Annotated in this window: 15 protein-coding genes; 10 read left to right on the top strand and 5 right to left on the bottom strand. The window is 72.6% G+C overall.

Features of this window, described 5'->3' with window-relative positions:
* Positions 1–9 precede the first annotated feature (9 nt).
* Positions 10–825, top strand: coding sequence for a TetR/AcrR family transcriptional regulator (locus AMK19_RS11775; RefSeq protein ID WP_073810738.1), 816 nt, complete (start codon positions 10–12; stop codon positions 823–825).
* 72 nt (positions 826–897) lie between these two features.
* On the opposite strand, the gene AMK19_RS11770 is transcribed toward AMK19_RS11775, so the two are convergent.
* Both AMK19_RS11770 and AMK19_RS11765 read right to left on the bottom strand, forming a co-directional pair.
* The gene (locus AMK19_RS11770) at positions 898–1,275 is read right to left on the bottom strand and encodes a hypothetical protein (RefSeq protein WP_073810737.1); all 378 of its coding nucleotides are present in this window, start codon (positions 1,273–1,275) and stop codon (positions 898–900) included.
* 71 nt (positions 1,276–1,346) lie between these two features.
* On the bottom strand, positions 1,347–1,850 hold the full coding sequence (locus AMK19_RS11765; RefSeq protein ID WP_073810735.1) for a PadR family transcriptional regulator: 504 nt from the start codon (positions 1,848–1,850) through the stop codon (positions 1,347–1,349).
* A gap of 308 nt (positions 1,851–2,158) precedes the next feature.
* On the opposite strand from AMK19_RS11765, the gene AMK19_RS11760 reads away from it, so the two are divergent.
* Together AMK19_RS11760 and gdhA are read left to right on the top strand one after the other, a co-directional pair.
* Entirely contained in the window at positions 2,159–3,865 is a 1,707-nt protein-coding gene (locus AMK19_RS11760) for a glycoside hydrolase family 13 protein (RefSeq protein ID WP_083646677.1), read from the top strand.
* Between the two features lie 348 nt (positions 3,866–4,213).
* Positions 4,214–5,593, top strand: a complete 1,380-nt coding sequence (gene gdhA, locus AMK19_RS11755; protein ID WP_073810734.1) for an NADP-specific glutamate dehydrogenase — start codon at positions 4,214–4,216, stop codon at positions 5,591–5,593.
* Positions 5,594–5,643: 50 nt separating this feature from the next.
* On the opposite strand, the gene AMK19_RS11750 is transcribed toward gdhA, so the two are convergent.
* The gene (locus AMK19_RS11750) at positions 5,644–6,060 is read right to left on the bottom strand and encodes an Immediate-early protein 2 (protein ID WP_073810732.1); all 417 of its coding nucleotides are present in this window, start codon (positions 6,058–6,060) and stop codon (positions 5,644–5,646) included.
* Between the two features lie 95 nt (positions 6,061–6,155).
* On the opposite strand from AMK19_RS11750, the gene AMK19_RS11745 reads away from it, so the two are divergent.
* From AMK19_RS11745 to AMK19_RS11730, 4 genes are all read left to right on the top strand, one after another.
* Positions 6,156–6,791 (top strand): hypothetical protein, encoded by a 636-nt coding sequence (locus AMK19_RS11745; protein WP_073810731.1) that lies wholly within the window; start codon positions 6,156–6,158, stop codon positions 6,789–6,791.
* 147 nt (positions 6,792–6,938) lie between these two features.
* Positions 6,939–7,520, top strand: a complete 582-nt coding sequence (locus tag AMK19_RS11740) for a hypothetical protein (RefSeq protein WP_206745151.1) — start codon at positions 6,939–6,941, stop codon at positions 7,518–7,520.
* A 78-nt stretch (positions 7,521–7,598) separates the two neighbouring features.
* Positions 7,599–8,570 (top strand): hypothetical protein, encoded by a 972-nt coding sequence (locus tag AMK19_RS35175; RefSeq protein WP_073810728.1) that lies wholly within the window; start codon positions 7,599–7,601, stop codon positions 8,568–8,570.
* A gap of 110 nt (positions 8,571–8,680) precedes the next feature.
* A complete protein-coding gene (locus tag AMK19_RS11730) occupies positions 8,681–9,439 on the top strand; it encodes a hypothetical protein (RefSeq protein ID WP_143200159.1) in 759 nt (252 codons plus the stop codon).
* 61 nt (positions 9,440–9,500) lie between these two features.
* On the opposite strand, the gene AMK19_RS11725 is transcribed toward AMK19_RS11730, so the two are convergent.
* The gene (locus AMK19_RS11725) at positions 9,501–10,961 is read right to left on the bottom strand and encodes a lamin tail domain-containing protein (RefSeq protein ID WP_073810725.1); all 1,461 of its coding nucleotides are present in this window, start codon (positions 10,959–10,961) and stop codon (positions 9,501–9,503) included.
* A gap of 175 nt (positions 10,962–11,136) precedes the next feature.
* On the opposite strand from AMK19_RS11725, the gene AMK19_RS11720 reads away from it, so the two are divergent.
* The 3 genes from AMK19_RS11720 to AMK19_RS38045 all read left to right on the top strand — a co-directional run bounded on the left by AMK19_RS11720 (position 11,137) and on the right by AMK19_RS38045 (position 15,204).
* Positions 11,137–11,658 carry a protein-tyrosine phosphatase family protein gene (locus tag AMK19_RS11720; RefSeq protein WP_073810723.1) on the top strand — a complete coding sequence of 174 codons (522 nt, stop codon included), beginning with the start codon at positions 11,137–11,139 and terminating at the stop codon, positions 11,656–11,658.
* 547 nt (positions 11,659–12,205) lie between these two features.
* Positions 12,206–13,135 carry a lytic polysaccharide monooxygenase auxiliary activity family 9 protein gene (locus AMK19_RS11715; protein WP_073810722.1) on the top strand — a complete coding sequence of 310 codons (930 nt, stop codon included), beginning with the start codon at positions 12,206–12,208 and terminating at the stop codon, positions 13,133–13,135.
* A gap of 440 nt (positions 13,136–13,575) precedes the next feature.
* Positions 13,576–15,204: a cellulose binding domain-containing protein gene (locus AMK19_RS38045; RefSeq protein WP_073810720.1), complete on the top strand. Its 1,629-nt coding sequence runs from the start codon at positions 13,576–13,578 to the stop codon at positions 15,202–15,204.
* A gap of 136 nt (positions 15,205–15,340) precedes the next feature.
* On the opposite strand, the gene AMK19_RS11705 is transcribed toward AMK19_RS38045, so the two are convergent.
* Complete coding sequence (locus tag AMK19_RS11705) at positions 15,341–16,867, bottom strand: MFS transporter (protein WP_073810718.1); 1,527 nt, start codon at positions 16,865–16,867, stop codon at positions 15,341–15,343.
* Positions 16,868–17,038 lie beyond the last annotated feature (171 nt).

Raw genomic sequence — 17,038 nt, 5'->3', positions numbered from 1 at the left:
AGGAGCAGCGTGGCCGTCAAGCGCGCCTCACAGGTCAAGAAGAGCGTCTGGCTCACCCCGCAGCCCGCCCGGGGCCGCCGCAGCACCCGCGCGGCGAGCCCCGCGGCCGGCGGCGCGGGCGGGCTGGACCGCGAGGTGATCGTCGCGGCGGCGGTGCGGCTGCTGGACGAGCACGGCGAGACGAAGTTCTCGATGCGCGCGCTGGCGGCCCGGCTCGATGTCACGCCGATGTCGCTGTACTGGTACGTCGCCGACAAGGAGGACCTGCTGGAGCTGGCGCTGGACGTGGTGTCGGGCGAGATGGAGCTGCCGCGACCCGAGGACGGCCTCGGCTGGCAGGACGGCCTGCGGGCGCTGGCGGTCACCTGGCGGGCGGCGATGCTGGCGCACCCGTGGGCGGTGCGGCTCTTCAACGACTATCTGAACATCGGCCCGAACTCGGTGCGGTACTCCGCCCGGGCGGTGCAGGTGGCACGCAGCTCGCCGCTGTCGGAGGCCGACGCGATGGCCGCCCTCTCGGCGATCTTCCAGTACACGTACGGCTTCACCGCCGTCGAGGTCAACTGGCAGGAGAAGGCGGACGCGGCGGGCACCACCGAGGAGGGCCTGATCGCCGAGATCACCGAGGCGGTCACGAAGGTCCCGTCGATCGCCGAGTCCGGCGCGCTGACGGAACGCCCGAAGGGGCCCGAGGCCGTACTGCGCGAACAGCACTTCCACCGCGCCCTGGACTGGATGCTGACCGGCATGACGGCCTCCGCCGCCCAGGCCGGAGTCTCCCGGACCGGAGCCTCCCGGGCCGGGTCCTCCCAGGCCCCGGCCTGACCGACCTCGAACCGCAGCCCCGGAGTGCCGAACGGGACACGTGCGCGAGAAGGACAGCGACAGACGGACGGCTCAGGCGGCGGACGGCTCGATCTCCCCCGCGAAGACGATGACCTGGTCGATGAGGCTCCGCCGCAGATGGACGACGTCCGTTCCCGCCAGGCGGGGGCCTCCGTCCGGCGTGGTGAAGACCCACCGGTACCGGGCCCACTCGTCGGGCATGTCCACCGCCGAGCAGCGCGCCATCGTGCCGGTCCCCGCCGGGTGGTGCCGGATGTCCAGCACGAACCGCTCGACCGCCGCGATTCCTTCGCTGCGGCCCAACGGCCCCCAGAAGACCACGTCCGAGGTCAGCGCCTGCGAGAGCAGGGCAGTCACATAGCTGTCGTCCGAGGCGTTGAACGCGGAGATGAACGTGTCGATCGCGGTGCGTGCCGTCTCTTCCTGCATGCCCCAGTCATACCAGCCGTTGCGCGTGAGCAGTACCGGCCGTTGCGCGTGCGCCCGTTCCGGTCGCAGGCCTAGGTGAACTCCTGCTGGCAGCGCTCCAACCAGTCCAGTTCCGCCTTGAGTTGCAGCACGGCGCCCTCGATCAGCAGCCGGGAGACGTCGTGTTCGCGGGACCGGTCGGCGCTGGCGTCGAGTCCGCGCAGGGCGGCCAGGCAGTGCGAGCGCTGCACGTCGATCAGCGTGCGCCGGTCGGCGAGCCGGGTCTGCGGGGCGAGCACGAGCTTCAGGAAGAACTCCTCGCGGACCTTGGCGCCCTCGGACGGCCGGGCGAACCAGTCGGCGAGCTCGCGCCGCCCGGAGTCGGTGAGCACGAACACCCGCTTGGCGGGGCGGCCGTCCTGGGCGACGTCCTGGCCTTCGATCAGGCCGGACTTCTCCAGCCGGCCGAGCGTGATGTACACCTGCCCGTCGTTGGTGCGCGGGTAGGCCGGGCCGAAGGTCGTCTCCAGGGACCGGCGGAGCTGGTAACCGTGCGCGGGTCCCATGGCGAGCAGTGCGAGCAGGGGTAGCCGCACGCGGGTGCCTCCTTGAACTTCGGGGGTGCGCCGGGCGGTCGGGCCCTGGTCGGCCGTGCGCCGGGGCGGCGCTCCTGGGCGCTGCCCTACCCCGATGCGCGCCCGGTTATTCGTCCGGAACCGCACCCGGATCCGCCCGAGAGGTGACACCCTGAGGCACGGGAAGTGACAACCGTCCCGGCAGTCTCCTGGACATGCACTCGGCCTCATACCTAACATGCAGGTATCCCAGAGGAACTGACGGCCAGTCAGCCGGTTCCCGCGCCTGCCAGCGCGACCTCCCTCGCGCGCTTCCGTGAAGGTGACGCATGATCACGTCCGTCGTCCCCGGCGACCCGCCGCGCCCCGCCCAGGTCCCCGGCCCGTCCGCCGCCGCTCCGACGGAGCACGAGCTCCCCGCCGAGCAGCAGGCGCCGGTCGCGCCGGACGCCCTGTGGTGGCGCGACGCGGTGATCTACCAGGTGTACGTGCGCAGCTTCCAGGACTCCAACGGCGACGGCATCGGCGACCTGCCGGGCGTGCGGGCCCGCCTGCCGTACCTCAAGCGCCTCGGCGTGGACGGCGTCTGGCTGAACCCGTTCTACCCGTCGCCGCAGCACGACCACGGCTACGACGTCGCGGACTACAAGGGCGTCGACCCGATGTTCGGCACCCTGGAGGACTTCGACCTGCTGGTCGAGGACTGCCGCAAGCTGGGCCTGCGCCTGGTGCTGGACACCGTGCCCAACCACTGCTCCACCGAACACCCGTGGTTCCAGGACGCGTTGCTCGCCGCCCCCGGCAGCCCCGAGCGGACGCGCTTCCACTTCGCGGACGGCCGCGGCACCGACGGCGAACTGCCGCCCAACAACTGGCGCGCGATGTTCGGCGGCCCCGCGTGGAGCCGGATCACCGAGCCGGACGGCACCGCCGGCCAGTGGTACCTGCACATGTTCACCCCCGAGCAGCCCGACCTGAACTGGCGCAACCCCGAGGTCCCGGCCGAGTTCGAGAAGGTCCTGCGGTTCTGGCTGGACCGCGGCGTGGACGGCTTCCGCATCGACGTCGCCGCCGGCCTCTTCAAGCACCCCGAACTCCCCGACTCCCCCGACCCGGAGGCCGACGAGCGCACCCGCGACTCGGTCAACCCGCTGGCCTGGAACCAGCCCGAGGTGCACGACATCTGGCGGACCTGGCGGGCGATCTGCGAGGAGTACACCCAACTCGACGGCCGGCAGCGGCTGCTGGTCGGCGAGGCGTCCGTGCCGACCCCGGCCGAACAGGCCAAGTACGTCCGCGCGGACGAGCTGCACCAGGCGTTCTTCTTCCACCTGCTGCACGCCCCGTGGGACAGCGAGCACTTCCACCAGGTGATCGACGCGGCGGTGCGCGACATCACCGCCACCGGTTCCACCGTCACCTGGGTGCTCAACAACCATGACCAGGTCCGCACCACCACCCGCTTCGGCAGCCCCGAACGGGCCCGCGCCGCCGCCCTGTTGATGCTGGCGCTGCCCGGCGCGGCCTACCTGTACCAGGGCGAGGAACTGGGCCTGCCGGAGGTCGACGACCTGCCGGACGACGTCATCACCGACCCGATCTTCTTCCGCACCGGCAGCCGCAAGGGCATCCGCGACGGCTGCCGCGTCCCGCTCCCGTGGTCCGGCACCGAGGCCCCGTTCGGCTTCAGCCCCGACGGCTCCGCTCCCAGCTGGCTCCCGCAGCCCCCGTCGTTCGCCGCGCACACCGCGGAGCGCGCCCTCACCGACCACGCCTCCCCCTACCACCTGTACCGGGAGGCCCTCCACCTGCGCCGCCTGCTCCCGCAGCTCGGCGAGGGCACGCTCCGCTGGCTGGAGACCCCGCCCAACGTCCTCGCCTTCACCCGCGGCGACGGCCTGCTGGTCGCCACCAACTTCGGCACCACCCCCGCCCTCGCCCCCGTCACCGGCGCCCCCCTCCTCTCCTCCGCCCCCTGTCCGCCCGACACCCTCCCCCCGGCCACCACCGCCTGGTGGATCCAGCCCCGGACGTAGCGCGCCCCGCCAGGCGCCCTGCCCCGAACGCACACGAGGGGGAGGGCACTTGGCGGGCCACGGCATCGGCAGCACCGAACCGTCACCGGATCCACACGATTCGTTGAGTTTGGCTCCCGGAGACCGCCGGGCGGCCGAAATCACCTGATCGGGTGTTCACATGCTGGACACGATGTCGATGAATCCAGGTCAGCACTGGGACAATGGTGTGGACCATAGGTCCCACCCCGCCGCACGGCGCGCATCAGGCGTGCCGGCGGCGATCCTCAACGGCGAGGAGGACCAAGGGCGGCCCCCGGGACGGGGGCGCCCTCGTGCACCATCCGATCCACGGAAGGTTGTGCCTTGATGCCGGCCACCCCCAACTCTGCCGCGTCCATCGACGCCGGCGCCCGCCTGATCGAGCCGCTGTACCAGGAAGTCCTGCGGCGCAACCAGGGCGAGAACGAGTTCCACCAGGCGGTCCGCGAGGTCCTCGAAACGCTCGGCCCGGTCCTGCTGCAGCGTCCTGAGCTCGTCGACGCCCGGATCATCGAGCGGGTCTGCGAGCCCGAGCGGCAGCTGATCTTCCGCGTGCCGTGGTCCGACGACAAGGGCGACATCCACGTCAACCGCGGCTTCCGGGTGGAGTTCTCCAGCGCCCTTGGCCCGTACAAGGGCGGACTGCGCTTCCACCCGTCCGTCAACCTCGGGATCGTCAAGTTCCTCGGCTTCGAGCAGATCTTCAAGAACGCCCTGACCGGCATGCCGATCGGCGGCGGCAAGGGCGGCTCCGACTTCGACCCCAAGGGCCGTTCGGACGCCGAGATCATGCGTTTCTGTCAGTCGTTCATGACCGAACTGCACCGCCACCTCGGCGAGTACACCGACGTCCCGGCCGGTGACATCGGTGTCGGCGGCCGCGAGATCGGCTACCTGTTCGGCCAGTACAAGCGCATCACCAACCGCTACGAGTCCGGCGTCCTCACCGGCAAGGGCCTGGGCTGGGGCGGCGCGCAGGCCCGCACCGAGGCCACCGGCTACGGCTGCGTGATGTTCACCGAGGAGATGCTGCGCACCCGCGGCGAGAGCCTGGACGGGCAGCGCGTGGTGGTCTCCGGCTCCGGCAACGTGGCGATCTACGCCATCGAGAAGGCCCAGCAGCTGGGCGCGACGGTGCTGACCTGCTCCGACTCGACCGGCTACGTGGTCGACGAGAAGGGCATCGACCTGGCCCTGCTCAAGGAGATCAAGGAGTCCCGTCGCGGCCGGGTCTCCGACTACGCCGAGGCGCGCGGCCCGCACGTCAAGTACGTGGCGGGCACCGGCGTCTGGAACGTCCCGTGCGACGTGGCGCTGCCCTGCGCCACCCAGAACGAGCTGCACGAGGCGGACGCGCTGGCGCTGGTCCGCGGTGGCGTGAAGGCCGTCGCCGAGGGCGCCAACATGCCGACCACCCCGGAGGCGGTGCGGGTGTTCCAGGAGGCCGGCGTGGCGTTCGCGCCCGGCAAGGCCGCCAACGCGGGCGGTGTCGCCACCTCCGCGCTGGAGATGCAGCAGAACGCCTCCCGCGACTCGTGGACCTTCGAGCACACCGAGGCCCGTCTCGGCGAGATCATGAAGCACATCCACAACTCCTGCTTCACCACCGCGGAGAAGTACGGCAGCCCCGGCAACTACGTGGTCGGCGCGAACATCGCCGGCTTCGAGCTGGTCGCCGACGCGATGCTCGCCCAGGGCCTGATCTGACGCATCGCCACCCGTGAGGGCCCGGACCGCGGCGGCGGTCCGGGCCCTTCTCATCGGCGCAGCAGCCTGCGCAGCGCCCGCCGGAACACCACCCGGCCGCACCACGCGGTCGGCCGGTCGAACAGTGCGGGCAGCACCCCGATCCGCAGCTCCTCGCGCCACCGGACGGCGCTGCCGCCCCGGTACGGCTGCACCTCGATCTCGGCCCAGCCCGTCACCACCGGCCCGCGTTTGACCAGCCGGCACCGCCCGACCCCGTCGGGGCCCTGCGGGGGCTCCCACCGTTCGACGTCCATCACGTCCGCGAACGCGAACCGGCCGATCCCGGTGCGCGCGACGACCGTGCGTGCGTCGCCGGTGACGACGGTGCACGACACCGCCTCGCCGTGCCGGGGCCAGTCGGTGACGCGCCGCCAGGTCTCGCGGGACGACAGCCCCACTGCTTCCACGATGCGGAACTCGGTCATTCCATGATCCTATCCGCGGCCCCGGCGCGGGAGTAGGTTGTGCCTGCGCGCCCCGCACCAGCGCGCCTCGCACGGGGGAAGGGGTGAGGGCCGTCATGGCCACCCAGCGGCAGCCGAAGAAGCCCGACCGGACGAGGAAGCCCGACCGGACGAAGAACGGGCCCACTCCGAAACGCGGCGAGCCCCGGCCGGCCGGGCCGAGGAACCGGGCCGCGAGGCTGCTGCTCCCAGCGATCCAGACGGCAATCGGCGCCCTGCTGCTGTTCGGCGGCATCCTGCTCACCCAGGATCTCGCCGACCAGCACCACCGACCGGAGCTGCGGATGACCGTCACCTCCTGCGCGACCCAGCACCACGCCAAGTCCTCGACCACCACCTGTTACGGCACCGCCGACCCGGCCGGCACCGGCCTCACGGGCAGGCGCCGGCAGTTGCAGGACGCGCCGCAGGAGTACCCGGCCGGCACCGTGGTGAAGGTCCGCTGCACCGAGGACGGCGTCTGCGACGCCCTCACCGTCGGCCGCCACGTCCTCGCGATCCTCTCCACCGTCGGCGGGCTCCTGCTCGCCGGCGCCGGCCTGGCCGCCGTCACCGTCCGCGCCGTCGACCGGTACGCCCCGCACCGCGCCGAGCTCCTCCGCAGCCGCCGGGTCCGCCGCGCCCTCGCCCGGTCCGCCGTCGGCGCCGTTCTGCTCACCGTCGCCGGGTCGCTGCTGTACATGTTCATCTGACCACCCCCCGCCCCAACTCCGCTGCGGTGCGAGTACGTTGTGGGCCGCACGGTCTTCGTACGACCGGGGGGAGCGGGGATCGACGTGGCGCGACGGAGACGACAGGCACAAGCCCGGCGGGCCGCCGCACGGCGCGAGCGGGAGGCCGTGCGGAAGAAGCGGCCGCGGATGTGGCGGGGCCGCGACCCGTTCGACCGCGACAACCCGCGTCTCGGTGCCTTCATCAGCCTGTTCGGTCTGGGCGTCGGCACCCTGATGCTCGTGTTCGGGGCGGGCAACCTGTGGGACCGGTCCGACGCCGCCGGCCTGCCGCAGCTGCGGATGACCGTCACCTCCTGCCGGACCGTCCCGAAGCTGCTCGGACGCGACCACAGGCCGGACGTCACCTGCGAGGGCCGGGGTGCCGACGGCCCGTCCGGCGTCACCGCCGAGCCGTGGCACCTCGACGCTCCGCACGTCCTGCAGAGCGGCCAGGTGGTGAACGTCCGCTGCACGCCCGACGGCTCCTGCCGGACCGGCCTCGACGACTGGGGCCTGCCCGGAGCGCTCCAACTCACCTTCGGCCTCCTGCTGTTCGCCGCCGGCGGGTACACCGGCAGCCGGGTCCTCGTCAACCGCTACGCGCCCTGGCGCGACGACTTCTACCTGCGCCGGTCCACGGTGGTCACCACCCTCGTGGTCTTCTTCGCGATCGTCGCGGGCGGCACCGTCGCGGCCGTCCTGCTGTAACGGTCCGCCCGGGGCCGGGACAGGCGCTCGCGGCGGGTCGGCCGCCGGGATCGCGTCCGCGCGTCCGACACTGGCCGGATGAACGCCCCTTCGTCCCCGCCCGGTCGCCGGGCCGTCCTGCTGGGCGGGCTCGGCTGCGTCCTGACGGCCTGCTCCTCGTCCCGCCCGACCGCCCGGAACGACTCCTCGCCGTCCCCGTCACCGGCCGGCTCCGCGTTCCCGGCCCCCGCCGCCTGGCAGCCGGGGCCGGGCGAGCTCCAACCGGACGTCAAACTCCGGGCGGTCCAGGTGGTGGAGGCGATCGGGACCTGGCCGCCGGGCGGGCAGGGCGCGGCAGCGGCCGGACAGCGGGTGGCGGCGCTCGGGCTGCCGGCCGGGCTGGCCCAGCAGGGCGGGCCGCTGCTGGCCGACAGCCCGCAGGCGGCGGTGGAGGTGGTCTACGCCCAGTACGGCGGGCTGCTCAGCGACTCGGCGAGCGTCCTGGTGGTGTGCCGCCAGTGGCTGGCCGGGCCGGACGGTGTTCCGCAGTCGGCCGGCACCACGGTCGACGTCCGGCTGTCGCAGGCCTCGCCCCGCTGGGACGTCACCGCCCTGCACCCCGCCGACCCCGGCCAGGCAGTGGCCGCCCTCCCCGACCCGGCGACCCGGGTCCTCGCCCAGCCGCGGATCGTGCTGCCGCCGGCCGCCGCCGCGGACATCCGCAGCGGGCAGGTCCACGACTCGGCGCTGAACGCGATGCTGACGCTGGCCGGACCGTACAGCTTCCAGATCAGCGTGGTGCGCTCCGGCCATCCGCTCATGGTGTTCGGCACCGACCGGCCGAGCGACCACCCGCTGGGGAAGGCCTTCGACACCTGGCAGATCGACGGCCACCCCGTGGTGGACCCGGCCACCCCCACCGACCTGGTCGACTCCTTCATGCGCGCCGCCGCGGCCGCCGGTTCGTACAACGTGGGCGGCCCGCGCCAGCTGTCCGGCGGGGCGACGGCGAACCAGTTCTTCAGCGACCCGACGCACCACGACCACGTGCACGCCGGGTTCACTTCCTGATCCCCTTCCGCACTTTGACGGATCGTCAGCCCCTCGCTCGCGAATTGGTTTGCGCGCCGCCCGTGAGCTGCGAGAACGTATCCGCCGCCGGGCGGTGTCCGGGTGTCTGCGTGGGGGTGGGGATCGTGTCGGTGGCGGTGCGCGGGGGTGGCCGGGTCGCGGTGGCGGCGGCGCTGGCTCTGGTGCTGACGGGGTGCTCGTGGGCGTCCTCGACCAGCATGCCCAAGCCGTCCCGTTCGCCCTCCGCGTCCGCGTCCTGGCCGGGCGACCCCGCGCAGGAGCTGGCCGGGCTCCGCGCGGCGATCGCCGCGCCGCCACAGCCGTTCTCGGCCGTTCTGCGCACCGAGGTCGAGGACGGCGCGACCACCGCGCGCAGCACCGGCACGGTCAACGTCTCTGACGTGCAGACCAGTTCGACGGTCCGGACGTCCGACACCGGGCAGACCTACCTGACGGTGACCCGGGACACCGCCTACACCCGGACCGGCGGCGGTACGTGGCGGACGTCGCCGCGCCCGGCGGAGCCGGTGCTCGCCGACCACCGCCCGGCCGCCGAGGCGCTGCTGCGGAGCGACCCGGGGTCGTTCCGGGGCCCGGCCAGGATCGGGGGCCTGCACGGCGGCACCGGCTTCCACCTGGTCGGGCGGCTCCCGGTGGCGCAGGTCTCCGGGTTCCTCGACGCCACCGCCCGCGAGCGGCTGGCACAGCACCGGGTGCCGGACTGCGCGACCGATCTGCTGCTCGACGCCGGCGGCCGGCTGTCCCGGCTGACGCTGACCTGCGAGGCCGACGGCTACCGCCTGCGCTCCGAGACCGGCCTCGGCGAGTACGGCCCCGCCACCGACACCCCGCCGCCCACCGACCTCTGACGACGCGCCGGCCCCGGCAGCCACTTGGGCAGCCGGGGCCGTCACGGGGTCCGCTACCTCGTCAGCAGGTGACGCTGCCCTTGCGCAGGGCATGGTTGCCGGTGTTGCTGTCGTCCGACCAGTACACGGGCTTGCTGCCGTTCACGCACTCGTCTGCGCCGGCGAGCGTGAAGCCTTCGTTGTTGATGTTCGGCATCCCGGACGGGCGGTTGTGGACGGCGGTGACGGCGAACGCGCCGCTCGCGCCGACCTGGAAGGTGCGGTGCTGGCCGGAACAGGTGTCGTCGCAGACCACCCAGAGGCGGTTGGCCTGCGGCTCCCACTGGAGTTCCATCACGCCGGCCATGCCGCTGCTGACGGTGGCGACCTTGGTGAAGCCGCCGGCCTCCAGCAGCACGTAGCCGTAGACGGTGCCGGAGCCCTCGACGCCGACGAAGAACACGCCGCCGGTGTGCGCGGCGTAGCGGCTCGGGTCGTAGGCGGCGCCGGTGGAGGCGTCCTTGAAGCCCGCGCCGGTCAGGTAGCTGTCGGGCACCCAGGTGACGCCCTCCAGGCCAAGGTTGGAGCCGGTGGCGGGCAGGTCGGGGGTGAGGTTCCACTCCCGGGTGGCGGTCAGCGTGGTGCCGGTGCCGGACACGTCGTAGCGCAGCACGGACAGCCGGCTGGTGGACGAGGCGTCGGCGTTGCGCTCGCTGGAGACGTACACGCCGCCGGCCGAACCGGCGCCGGTCACGGTGACGCCCTCGTCGTCGGGGGTGCCGGTGCCGCCGGGGAAGCGCAGCGCCTTGCCGGAGCCCCAGCCGTTGGCGGTGTCGGGCGTCCAGCCGCCGGAGCCGTTCGGGACCAGCCGCCACAGCTTTCCGGAGTTCTGCGCGCCCCACATCACGCCGCCCTCCTGGTAGAGGCCGGACAGGTCGGTGCCGAACACGTTGGACGCGTCGGCGGTGGCGACCGTCGAACCGCCGGGCCAGGCCACCGGCGTCGTGGAACCGCCGCCGCTGGAGCCGCAGTTGTTGGCGGCGCCGAGCGTCAGAGTGGCGGCCTGCGTCCAGCCGCCGGTGCCGTCGGCGCAGCGCGACCAGGACGGGTTGGAGTGCGAGGTCCAGCTGAACGAGTCGACCGGGGTGGTGCCGTCGGCCAGGTACAGGCGGGCGCTGTCGGCGGAGCCGAGGCCGAAGCTGCCGTGCACGTCGAACGACTTGAAGCCGCCGGGGGCGAGGCTGGTACCGGAGGCGATCTTGTACTTGTTGCTGTCGTTGTCGTCCTTGAGGACCCACCCGGACAGGTCGATCGTGGCGGTGCCCTTGTTGTACAGCTCGATCGAGTCGTTGACCGACCCGGTCGTCACCACCTCGTTGATCCGGATGTCGTCGGCCGGCGCGGCGGCGGGCGAGGCTGCAGCGGGCGGGGCGGCGGCGGCGGGCGGGGCGGTCAGCACTCCCACGCCGACGGCCGGCAGAGCGACGGCGGCCAGCAGCAGGGAGAGGCGACGACGCCACCTGGGGGCGCGCGGTTCGATCACGGTTTCCGTCCCTCGGTTCGGTGTGAACACGGCGCCGACCAACCTCCCGACCCCGCCCGAACGACGCCCCACCGCCACCTGTTCCCGCCATGAACGCCCGGCGAACCCCCACCCGCCGCCCCCGAAACGGGAACGGCCGCGCCCGCGGTGACGTTCTCCGGCGGGGGGCAGTGACATGAAGACCCGTCGAAAGGACGGCCCCGACCTACCGGGCCCGCCCGAGGCGCCGTGGAACGAGGTCGCACCCGGCCTGTGGATGGGCGGCCACTACTGGCACGACCCGGCCGGGGAGCTCCGATTCGTGTGCGTCGGCGCCGAATTCGACCTGGTGGTCAGCCTGTACACGGCCCCCGGCCACGGGCCCGCACCGGGCGTCGAACACCTGGTCGCCGAGGTGCCGGACGGGCCGTTGGACGCCGAGCAGTTGGCCGCCGTCCAGGCCGCCGCCGAGTACACCGCGACGGCGGTCGCGGCCGGACGCCGAGTGCTGGTGCGCTGCCACTCCGGCTACAACCGGTCCGGGCTGGTGGTGGCGCAGGCGCTGATCGGAGTGGGCACGGACACCGCCGAGGCGATCCGCCGGGTGCGGGCGCGGCGCTCGCCCTGGGCGCTCAACAACGAACTCTTCGTCGCCTACCTGGAGACCGGCCTCGACACGGCGCGACTGCTCAGCTCGCTGACGGCCCCCTGGGGCTGACGGAGCGTCGAGCGGCGGGCCGACCGTGCGGGCCGGTGGTGCTTCGGGCGGTGGCGGTTCGGGCGGTGGTGCTTAGGGCGACGGTGGTTCGGGCGATGGGCTGACGGTGGTTCGGGCGGCTTGGGGCAGGGTTAGCGGTGGCTTATGACCTCCTTATCCGCCGACGGCATCACGCCCCTGCGGCGGACGGTGGAGGTGGCCGGGCGGGTGGGCGGACGTAGCCGCGCGGGTACGACGGCGGTAGGTCGCGGGGCTGGTGGGAGGCCGATTCCGCTGGTGCATTTCGCCGAGCGGGTGCCCATCGGGTTCTGACGCAACGCCAGGTCGGAGGCTCGCCACGGGCGTTGCGGTTGGCCGAATGCCGCCAGCGGGGGGCCGATCAAAAATGGCAGACACTTGTCAATTGGTATAGGCCAATCGTAGCCTTCGGTCCGTTCGCGGTGTGCCGGGTCCACACCGCGCCGCCCCGGGTAGCTCCCTGGGCGCCGGGCGGGCGCATGTCCGCCTTTTCCCCCACCATCGACCCGGCACCTTTCCGAGGAGAACCATGTCCTGGTCCCGTCGTCTGCTCACTGCGTCCGCGGTGGGCGCGGGCGCCCTGGTCGCCACCACCTTCGCCGCCGGCACCGCCGGAGCCCACGGCGCCATGTTCGGCCCCGCCAGCCGCGTCGCCGCCTGCTACGCGGAGGGCCCCGAGACCCCCAAGTCCCAGGTCTGCAAGGACCTCGTCGCCGACAGCGGCACCCAGCCGCTGTACGACTGGAACGAGGTCAACATCGCCAGCGCCAACGGCCAGGCCCAGCAGATCATCCCCGACGGCCACCTGTGCTCCGCCAACCGCGACAAGTACCGCGCCCTGGACTGGGCCCGCACCGACTGGCCCGCCACCTCGGTGACGGCCGGCGCGAAGACCTTCAACTTCCGCGTCACCGCGCCCCACCAGGGCGTCATGAAGCTGTACATCACCAACAGCAGCTACAACCCCACCCAGCCGCTGAAGTGGTCCAACCTGGACCTGGCGAACCCGATCGCCACCTTCGCCAGCCCGCGCACCTCGGACAACGGCTACTACAACGTCAACGTCAACCTGCCGCAGCGCACCGGGCGCCAGCTCATCTACATGGTGTGGCAGCGCACCGACAGCCCCGAGGCGTTCTTCGGCTGCTCCGACGTCGACTTCGGTTCGGGCACCGCGGCCGCCGCCGGCGCCTTCGCCGCGCAGGCCCCGAACGCGCCCACCGAGGCGCAGATCGCCGCGGGCACCGGACACTCCTCCGTCTCCCACTACGGCCACGGCGGCGACGCCCTGACCGCCCAGGAGGCCGCCGCCGGCACCGCCACGACCGGAACCACCCTGCCGGTGGACAACTCCACCAGCAACCTGCTGCTCGGCATGGCCGGCACCGGCCTGCTGGCCGCCACCGCCTCGGGCGTGCTCCTGGCCCGCCGGATGCGCAACACCGCCGTCACCGCCTGACGGCCCATGAACGCCTGACCCGTGAGGGTCGGGCGGGTGGCGCGGCCCCATCCCCCACAGTTCGGGGGCCGCGCCCTCCGTCGTCACCCGCCTCCTCCTGCGTGACACCCACCAGCCCGCAGGCCCCACCGCGCACCGCCACGCACCGCCACGCCTCGCCGTGCTCGCCGCACAGCGGCCCGCGATCCGCCGCGGCCTGTCGCGGGCCCGCAGCCGCTCGCGCCGGAGCAACCCGTGCGCACCCGTCGAACCTGCCGCTGCCGCTCCCGCTCCGGCCGCTCCTGCCTGCATGCTCCTCCCGCACCTTGATGAACCGTCAACTCTCTGCAAAACCGCAGGTTCCCACCTTGACGGCCCCAATTGGTCTGGACCATCTTGAGTGCGCCCCCAGCACCAGCGCACCGCCCCACTCCCCCCACACCGTCGAGGAGAACCCGCCCATGAGGCGCGTCACCCTGTCTCTCGCCGCCACCGCGGCCCTGCTCGTCGCGCCGCTGGCCGCCACCACGGCAGGCACGGCCAACGCCGCCGGAGTCTCCGGACTGGTCGCCGACTACGCCGTGACCCAGAGCTGGTCGAACGGTTTCCAGGCCACCTACACCGTCACCAACCACACCAACGCGACGGTCAACAACTGGTCGCTCGCCTTCGACCTGCCGACCGGCGAGACCGTCTCCAGCCTGTGGAACGGCACCCTCACCTCCACCACCACCTCCTCCGGCACCCACTACACGGTGACCTCGCCGACCTGGGCCGCGCCGCTCGCCCCCGGGGCCGGAGCCCCCGCCATCGGCTTCGGCGTCACCACCGGCGCCACCCAGACCGCGCCCGCCAACTGCACCATCAACAACCAGCCGTGTGCCGGCGCGCCCGCCGACAGCACCGCGCCGTCCGTCCCCGCCAACCTGCACAGCACCGGCAGCGGGCCGGGCAGCGTCACCCTCGGCTGGAGCGCCTCCACCGACAACGTCGGCGTGGCCGGCTACCACCTGCGCGAGGGCAGCGCCGTCGTCGCCACCGTCACCGGCACCAGCGCGACCGTCCGCGGCCTGCTCCAGGGCAGCAGCCACACCTTCACCGTCAGCGCCTTCGACGCCGCCGGCAACGAGTCCGCCGCCTCCGCCGCCGTGACCGCCACCGCCGGCACCGGCACCACCCCCGGCACCGCAGCCCCCTACGTGGACCTCGGCGCCTACCCGACGCCCAACCTGCCCGCACTCGCCGCCGCCAGCGGGATCAAGGAGTTCTCGCTGGCCTTCATCATCAACGGAAGCCAGCCGTGCACCGCCAGCTGGTTCGGCGCGTACGACCCCGCCACCGGCTGGGACAAGGACGACATGGACGCCGTCCGGGCCGCCGGCGGCGACGTCCGCCCGTCGTTCGGCGGTGCCAACGGCACCGAACTGGCACAGTCCTGCACCACCGTGGCCTCGCTCGCCGCCCAGTACCAGAAGGTGGTGGACGTCTACGCGCTGGACCGGGTCGACTTCGACATCGAGGGCACCGCCGTCACCGACCACGCCTCCGTGGACCGCCGCTCCGCCGCCCTCGCCCAGGTGCAGGCCGCGCAGCGCGCCAAGGGCCGTGACCTGAAGGTCAGCCTGACCCTCCCGGTGCTGCCCAGCGGCCTCACCGCCGACGGCGTCTACATCCTGCAGTCCGCCAAGAACGCCGGCCTGGTCGTCGACCTGGTGAACGTCATGGCGATGGACTTCGGCGACTGGGCCGCCCCGAGCCCGGCCGGCAAGATGGGCGCCTACGCGATCCAGTCCGCCCAGTCCACCCAGGCGCAGATCCGCTCCGTGTGGACCAACCTGACGGATGCTCAGGCGTACGCCATGGTCGGTGTCACCCCGATGCTCGGCCAGAACGACACCAGCTCCGAGGTGTTCGGTATCTCCGACGCCCAGCAGCTGATCGCCTTCGCCCAGCAGAACCACCTCGGCGAGCTGGCCTTCTGGGAGATGACCCGGGACGCCAACGCCTGCACCGGCTCGCTGCCCAAGTGCACCAACATTCCGCAGACCCCCTACCAGTTCTCGAAGCTCTTCGCCGCCTACAACGGCTGAGTACCGATGACCGACGGGTGACGGCCGACGGCCGACGGGTGACGGCCGACGGCCGTCACCCGCGACCGACCCGACCGGTCGGCCGCCCCGGCAGCTGATGCCCGGAGCGGCCGGCCGGTCGGTCGTCGACCGTGCGTCACACCGACTGGCGCTCCCCGTCCTTGCGCGGGCCGGGCACGGCCGCGCTCTCCTCGTCGCTCCCCTCGGGCGCGCCCTCGCCGTCCTCGGGGCGGGCGTGCTTGGGGAGCAGGAATATCGCGGCGAAGACCGCGACCAGCATGCCGACCTCGGTCCAGAGGGTGATCTGCTCGGCGCTGGCGAAGTCGGCGGTCTTCAGCCGCTCGAAGAACACCGTGCCGAGGATGGCGCTGCCGAGTGCGCCGCCCAGCTGCTGAACGGCCGTCAGCGTGCCCGAGGCCGAACCGGTCTCGTGTGCGTCCACCGAGGCCAGCACCATGCCGAAGAACGGTGCCATCACCAGGCCCATGCCCAGACCGGCGACCGCCAGCGCGGGCACTGTCTGCCACGGGGTGACGGCCTCGCCCTGGCTGTGCAGCGTGTACATCAGACCGAGCACACCGGCCACCATCACCAGCAGACCCGCGTGCATCACCTTGCGCCCGAAGCGCTGCAGTGCCTGCGAGGCGACGAACGCGATCACCATGCCGACCGAGGCGGGCACCCCGGCCAGGCCGGACTTCAGCGCAGTGAAGTGCAGACCCAGCTGGGTGTAGAGGCTGAACGTCAGCCAGAAGCCCGTCATGGCGGTGAAGAAGATCAGGCCCAGCACCATGCCGCCGCTGAAACCGCGCTTGGCGAACAGGCTCGGCTCGACCAGCGGGTCAGCCCCGGCGGCCTTGCGCCGCGCCTCGTACCAGCCGAACACACCGAACACCGCCACGCCGATCGCCAGCAGCGCGAACGCCCACAGCGGCCAGTCGTTCTCACGGCCCTGGACCAGCGGGTAGATGACGGCGGCTGCGCCGACGGCCGCCAGCAGCGCGCCGACCAGGTCGAGCCGGACCGTCCGGCCGTCCGCCCGGGCCGGGAGGAAGATCCGTCCACCTATGAAGGCGAACAGGCCCAGCGGGATGTTGATCAGGAAGATCATCCGCCAGCCGGTGCCGGCGAAGTCCGCGTCGATCAGCCAGCCGGCCAGGATCGGGCCGCCGACCGTGGACAGGCCCATCACCGGGCCGAACATGCCGAAGGCCGCGCCCTGCTCCTTCGGCGAGAAGATCTCCTTCATGATGCCGAGGCCCTGCGGGAGCATCACCGCGCCGAGCAGGCCCTGGGCGACCCGGGCGGCGATCAGCTGCCAGGGCTCCTGGGCCAGGCCGCAGGCGAGCGAGCCGAGGGTGAATCCGGCCGCGCCGATCATGAACATCCGGCGGCGGCCGAAGATGTCGCCGAGCCGGCCGCCGGTGATCAGGCCGATGGCCATCGCCAGCGTGTAGGCCGCGCCGAGCCACTGGATCGTGGACTCGCCGCCGCCGATGTCCTGCCGGATCGAGGGCCCGGCGATATTCGTCACCAGCGAGTCGAGCAGGTCCATCACCTCGGCGGCGAGGATGACGAACAGCGCGACCCAGCGCCAACGGTAGGGTCCGGCCGCGCCCGCGGAGGGCGGCGCCGAAGGGGAGAGTCCGACCGCGTCGGTCATTTGCATACTCCTGCTGAATGCCAGGGCGCGGTGGACGGGGGCCGCGCAGTGAACGGTGTTTCTTCGAACGAACACTGTTCTACGAGTCGAGCGCCGTTCCCGTCAAACGGTTTTACCCTGACTTCTCCCCGAGTCCGTCCCTGACCCTTCCCCGAGGGGCTCCCCGGACCG

The sequence above is a fragment of the Kitasatospora sp. CB01950 genome, from assembly GCF_001905465.1.
GTDB lineage: Bacteria > Actinomycetota > Actinomycetes > Streptomycetales > Streptomycetaceae > Kitasatospora.
Note: the sequence above shows the minus strand (reverse complement) of the source record. Positions and strands in the feature narration are given on the sequence as shown.

What these genes read in the sequence shown, in the direction of transcription:
- AMK19_RS11720 (WP_073810723.1), top strand. Translation starts at nt 11,137, where the DNA reads ATGAAGACCCGTCGAAAGGACGGCCCCGACCTACCGGGCCCGCCCGAG.
- AMK19_RS11705 (WP_073810718.1), bottom strand. Translation starts at nt 16,867, where the DNA reads ATGACCGACGCGGTCGGACTCTCCCCTTCGGCGCCGCCCTCCGCGGGC.
- AMK19_RS11715 (WP_073810722.1), top strand. Translation starts at nt 12,206, where the DNA reads ATGTCCTGGTCCCGTCGTCTGCTCACTGCGTCCGCGGTGGGCGCGGGC.
- AMK19_RS38045 (WP_073810720.1), top strand. Translation starts at nt 13,576, where the DNA reads ATGAGGCGCGTCACCCTGTCTCTCGCCGCCACCGCGGCCCTGCTCGTC.
- AMK19_RS11760 (WP_083646677.1), top strand. Translation starts at nt 2,159, where the DNA reads ATGATCACGTCCGTCGTCCCCGGCGACCCGCCGCGCCCCGCCCAGGTC.
- gdhA (WP_073810734.1), top strand. Translation starts at nt 4,214, where the DNA reads ATGCCGGCCACCCCCAACTCTGCCGCGTCCATCGACGCCGGCGCCCGC.
- AMK19_RS11750 (WP_073810732.1), bottom strand. Translation starts at nt 6,060, where the DNA reads ATGACCGAGTTCCGCATCGTGGAAGCAGTGGGGCTGTCGTCCCGCGAG.
- AMK19_RS11745 (WP_073810731.1), top strand. Translation starts at nt 6,156, where the DNA reads ATGGCCACCCAGCGGCAGCCGAAGAAGCCCGACCGGACGAGGAAGCCC.
- AMK19_RS11770 (WP_073810737.1), bottom strand. Translation starts at nt 1,275, where the DNA reads ATGCAGGAAGAGACGGCACGCACCGCGATCGACACGTTCATCTCCGCG.
- AMK19_RS35175 (WP_073810728.1), top strand. Translation starts at nt 7,599, where the DNA reads ATGAACGCCCCTTCGTCCCCGCCCGGTCGCCGGGCCGTCCTGCTGGGC.